The following is a 355-nucleotide window of genomic DNA, read 5'->3' on the forward strand; positions in this document are numbered from 1 at the left end:
GTCGTGCTGTTCCAGGCGGGACTTGACGGCCCCGGCCTTCATGTCCTTTTTAAAGTTTGGGTGTTCTTCCAGGTTCGTGTTGCCGGTCGTGAGCAATGGGCTGTCCCAGTTGCCGCCGACCGATAGCCCGCCCTGCTGGGCGGCCTTGATGCGCCCGCCGTTGTTCGCCCAAAACATGAGTTTTTCCATGCCGTTGGTGTCGCGCAAAACGTCGTCCAGCTCGTCCAGAAAGAACGGCCCGTGCCGGAAATACGGCAAGGCCCGCTCGACGCCGACGGCCGTGCTTTTGCTGTCGAACACCGTTTGACCCTTCACCGGCGCGCCCTGGATCGAGGCCAGGCACAACAGCATGGTG

At 62.0% G+C, this 355-nt stretch carries 1 protein-coding gene; it reads right to left on the reverse strand.

Annotation, left to right across the window (positions count from 1 at the left end):
- A partial coding sequence (locus tag CDV46_RS27185) for a hypothetical protein (protein ID WP_176399113.1) occupies window positions 1-355 on the reverse strand: 355 nt, incomplete at both ends.

The sequence above is a fragment of the Pandoraea sp. PE-S2T-3 genome (assembly GCF_002179965.1).
Lineage (GTDB): Bacteria > Pseudomonadota > Gammaproteobacteria > Burkholderiales > Burkholderiaceae > Pandoraea.